Source organism: Corynebacterium sp. 401_CJEI, assembly GCF_001076435.1.
In the GTDB taxonomy this organism is placed as follows: domain Bacteria; phylum Actinomycetota; class Actinomycetes; order Mycobacteriales; family Mycobacteriaceae; genus Corynebacterium; species Corynebacterium jeikeium_D.
In genome coordinates, this window is sequence record NZ_JVIP01000032.1 from 1 (window position 1) to 4,480 (window position 4,480).

Annotated in this window: 6 protein-coding genes; 5 read left to right on the forward strand and 1 reads right to left on the reverse strand. The window is 61.0% G+C overall.

Features of this window, described 5'->3' with window-relative positions:
• Positions 1-137: 137 nt before the first annotated feature.
• Complete coding sequence (locus tag ADM64_RS07115) at positions 138-812, reverse strand: O-methyltransferase (RefSeq protein WP_049193703.1); 675 nt, start codon at positions 810-812, stop codon at positions 138-140.
• A 158-nt stretch (positions 813-970) separates the two neighbouring features.
• On the opposite strand from ADM64_RS07115, the gene sigE reads away from it, so the two are divergent.
• From sigE to ADM64_RS10800, 5 genes are all read left to right on the forward strand, one after another.
• Entirely contained in the window at positions 971-1,624 is a 654-nt protein-coding gene (gene sigE, locus ADM64_RS07120) for an RNA polymerase sigma factor SigE (protein WP_049193704.1), read from the forward strand.
• A 51-nt stretch (positions 1,625-1,675) separates the two neighbouring features.
• Positions 1,676-2,068, forward strand: a complete 393-nt coding sequence (locus ADM64_RS10660; RefSeq protein WP_052317810.1) for an anti-sigma factor family protein — start codon at positions 1,676-1,678, stop codon at positions 2,066-2,068.
• Positions 2,068-3,387, forward strand: coding sequence for a S1C family serine protease (locus tag ADM64_RS07130; protein ID WP_049193705.1), 1,320 nt, complete (start codon positions 2,068-2,070; stop codon positions 3,385-3,387). The genes ADM64_RS10660 and ADM64_RS07130 overlap by 1 nt, the downstream gene beginning before the upstream one ends.
• A 110-nt stretch (positions 3,388-3,497) precedes the next feature.
• Positions 3,498-4,091, forward strand: a complete 594-nt coding sequence (gene tatB / locus ADM64_RS07135; protein WP_049193707.1) for a Sec-independent protein translocase protein TatB — start codon at positions 3,498-3,500, stop codon at positions 4,089-4,091.
• A 75-nt stretch (positions 4,092-4,166) separates the two neighbouring features.
• On the forward strand, positions 4,167-4,480 hold a 314-nt coding region (locus tag ADM64_RS10800; protein ID WP_241486319.1), incomplete at its 3' end, for a helix-turn-helix domain-containing protein.

Here is a 4,480-nt window from a genome sequence, read left to right on the forward strand (position 1 = left end):
CTTTCAAGCCATTTTTCGGGCCATTTTTGTCATAAACGCAGTCAGTAACTCGCATTGGCCCGCCGCCGCGAGCCATAAACGCAGTCAGTAAGTCGCAGTGGCCCACCGCCGCCAGCCGGCCGGCCAACAGTAGAAAACTACTTCTTCACCAGCACAGTGGTGCCGGCTGCTAGGGGGAGGCGCATCACGTAAGCGTCGTCAAGCTGGAGCATGTATTCGTCGGCTTCGCGGGCAGCGACGGTGTCACGGTCAGTGCGTGACGAGTCAGCAACAGTGCCGTCGAGGAGCGCGCCGGTCAGGACGAGCGCGCCGCCGGAGCGAAGCAGCGGCCAGGCCTTTTCCTGGGCGGCGCGGAGGATCGCCGGGGCGACGTCCAAGTAGACCAAGTCGTAGGAGTCGGCGGCCAAACGATCCATGACCTCCAGTGGCTGCGAGGGCAGGAAGCGCTGTCGGTTGGGGCGGATGCCTGCGGCTCGGAAAGCGGACTTTGCCAGAGACTGGTGCTCGAGCTCCGGGTCGATGCAGGTGAGAACGCCGTCATCGCCGAGACCGGCGGCCAGGTGCAAACCGACTACGCCTGCCGCAGGCGATGCGATGACAGCGGCGGGGTGACCGTCGCGGCGGGCACTGGTCAGAGCCATGAGCGAGGTCAAAGCGGCGCCGGTCATCGTATCGGGGACGGCAACTCCGTATTCGCGAGCGCTCTCTCGGGCGCTTTCAAGGGCCTCGGAGACTACGGTCGTGTTGTTGACGTGCTGTGCAATAGCGTCACGTGCGGATAGCGGGGTAGCAGAAGAACTCGTTTCGGACACGCTTTATAGCGTAGGAAAAAACTTCGGGCAGGGCAGCGGGGCGCGCCGGTCAGTGCCGGACTAGGTGGGTAAACAAGCCTCAAGTTTGTCTGGACTCTCAAACTATTTTCAGGGTAAGGTCACTACAAACCTAAGGTTGGTAAGGAACACTGAACCTCATGCCCGAACGAGTCAAGTCCGAACGAGTCAGCGCAGGCGCCAGCCGCGAGGACGCCGCGTCCGCTGACGTAACTGAGCAACTGTCCGGCACCGCGGCTTTTGACGCAGGTGTGGGGGAGATGCCGTCGTGGTCGGAACTTGTCCAGGCCCACGCGGATAGTGTTTACGGGCTCGCATATCGGTTGACTGGTAACCAGCAGGACGCGGAAGACCTGACGCAGGAGACATTCATGCGTGTGTTCCGCTCGCTGAAGTCATACCGTCCCGGCACTTTTGAAGGCTGGCTGCATCGGATTACCACTAACCTGTTTTTGGATATGGTCCGGCATCGGCAGGTCATCCGGATGGAGGCGTTGCCGGAGAACTACGACCGTGTCCCGGGCACGCTGAAGACGCCGGAGCAGGCCGTCGATGACGCGATGCTCGACCCGGATTTGGAAATCGCGCTGGCTGAGCTGCAGCCGGATTATCGCGCGGTGGTTGTCCTCTGTGATGTGGTGGGGCTGACCTACGAGGAAATTGCCAGCACCCTTGGGCTCAAGATGGGCACTGTGCGTTCGCGTATTCACCGGGCACGTTCCAGCTTGCGGGCGACGTTGGAGCGCCTGGAGAAGGAACGACAGGAGCTGCCGGAGTCGGTCACCGCAGGCTAGATTTCCCGCACTCAATCCGCGGGAGCGGCTATTGTGGGGCTAGTTAAATAGGTGCGATTTCTGGAGGTGCTGCAGTCTGTGATTCAGCAGGGCGATGACAAGCGTTTTTTGTCAACGGAGCATCTCGGCACCGAGGCAATTGCCGCTTTTGTTGACGGCGAGTTGTCGGTCGTAGCTGAGCGTCGTGCGCAGGCGCACCTGATGGCATGCCCGGAATGTCGCCGGGAGGTCGCGAAGCAGCGGCAGGCGGCCAAGCGTCTGCGTGATAGCGCGCCCTTGCACATTCCAGCTGAGCTGCGCGCTCGTATTGCTGATTTCGCAGGCAGTTGCGAGGACTCAGAGCCCCATCGGTCGGCGCGGCATCTCGCGCACCGTCCGCCGGAGTCGCTGAGTGCCGCGTTGGAGCAGATTGTTCGCGGTTTTCGTAAAGGTGGTAGTCACTAGTGGGCAAACATCGCTCTTTCGATGATTCCGCGTTTGCCCCGGACTCCGATCGTGCCGCCGCAACTGGCGGGTTACAGCGTGCTCCAGGGCAGAAGCTTGACGACGACACCAGTGCCACCGCCCAAGAGTATTCGCCGTGGCAGGATTCGTCGTCACGCATGACGACGGGGCGTCCAGCCCGCAAACCCGAAGCGAAAAAGAAGCCTCGCCCGAAGACGGCTCCCCGCGTCAGCGCGCGGGAAGTGATTTTTGGCCGCGAGGTGCCGTGGCGTGTGATTGCGGCGTCATCGGCCGTGGTGCTGCTGATTGGCGGTGTAGGCGGCTTTGTTGGCGGTTGGGCTGGCAAGTCTTTCCGCTCGGACTACCAGCGTGTGGAGCTGCAGCAGATCGAGGGGCGGCCGGGCAACGGTGATTTGACTGAAATCGGCAAGGTGGCGGAGGCTCTTCGTCCCGCGGTGGTGTCGATTGCGGTCAGTGCCGGTGAGGTCTCGGGCGTGGGCTCGGGGTTTGTCATTGATGGTGACGGTCATATTTTGACGAATAACCACGTCGTTTCGGCGGTGGCGGACCGGCAGGATATGCAGGTCTTCGTAACGTTTTGGGACGGCGGCAAGCTGAAGGAAGTGCCGGCCAAGATTATTGGCCGCGACCCGAAGACCGACCTCGCCGTAATTAAGGTCGAAGATGTTGCGGGGCTGACTGTGGCGCAACTTGGTGATTCCAACGCGGTTTCGGTCGGTGACACAGTGATTGCGATGGGCTCGCCGCAGGGGCTGGGCGGCACGGTGACCTCGGGCATTGTCTCGGCGCTCAATCGCCCGGTGCGCCTGGCTGCTGAGGGGACCGACACGGACGGTTACGCCGATGCGATTCAGACCGATGCCTCCATCAACCCGGGTAACTCGGGTGGTCCGCTGGTGGATATTCGCGGTGCCATTATCGGTATTAATACGGTGATTTTCAGTAGTTCGGGTGGCTCGCAGGGGTTGGGCTTTGCGATTCCGATCAATTCAGCCGTTGCCATCGCTGAGCAGCTCATCGCCGGTGAGCAGCCGGTTCATCCGGGGATTGGCGTGACAGCGCGCACGGTTTCCAATGGCGCACTGACTGGTGCCGAGATTGCCAGCATCCTGCCGGGAGGCGTTGCCGACCGGGAAGGCCTGCAGGAAGGCGATGTGATTACGGCTGTGGGAGACCGCGCGGTATCGTCCGCAGATGAGCTCACGGTGGCGCTGTGGACTGTTGGCGCTGGTAATGAGGCGGTATTGAAGATCGTTCGCCACGGAGCCGAGCTGGAGGCGAAGATCACGCCGGAGTAGGGGGCGCTGGTTTCGGCCGGTTTCGGCTGGTTTCTGCGGATTTGGCAGATTTGGTGGATTTGGCCGCGCAATGCTGCATGCGAGGTGCACTGTAACTAAGGTGGTATAACGTGTTTTCTAATGTTGGCTGGGGCGAGATTCTTGTCCTCTTTATCCTCGGACTAATTCTCATCGGACCTGAGCGGTTGCCGAAGGTAATTGAGGACGTCCGCGCATTGCTTCTGGCTGCGCGCACCGCAATCAATGACGCACGCGATAACCTCTCGGACGAGTTCGGTGAAGACTTCGACGATCTTCGCAAGCCGCTGCAGGAGCTCAACGATCTCCGTCGTCTCAACCCGAAGACCGCCATCACCAGGACGCTTTTCGACGGAGATGACACCTACCTGGACATGCTCTCCGGTAAGCCCGCAGCGGGTGGTGGCGGAACTGGCTCAGCCGGAGCCGCAGGAGCCGCAGGAGCGGCTGGGGCTGCGGGTCAGCAGTACCAGCAGTCCAATACGAGCCAGCCAGTGCAGCCGGCTCCGACGCAGCAGCCAGCCCCGCAGCCAGCCCAGCAGCCGGGAACGTGGCAGGATCCAGTTGCCCAGGCCCGCCAACAGCAAGCGCAACAAACACCACAGCAGCCGCAACAACCGCAACAACCGCAACAACCTCAGCAGCCCCGTGGGGTGCAGGCCTGGGTCGACGACGACAACCTATAGAGGTTGCAAACCGTTCCCGACCGCAAGTTACTGACTAGGTTTATGACACTTTGAGCAGGTAGGTTCAGGCGGTGAATGCATCACCACTTTCGACCAGGAGAAGTAGTGAAGCAAACCCGCCGAACGAAATACAGTGCCATCAAACCGATTGCGCTTCAACACATCGCCAACGGGGCATCAGCAAGCGCAGTTGGACGTGAGTTAGGGATACCCTCACCAACTGTCAGGCGGTGGGCGCGACAAGCCGGAATTGAGATCCAGCACCAATCGCACTACCCGAAGGTCTCGATGATGCATAAGCATCGCGTGATCTACGAGATGCTTATGGCCGGCTCATATAGTGTTGCCGAGATTGCCGCGCAGGCTGGGGTGTGCACAACCACGGTGTA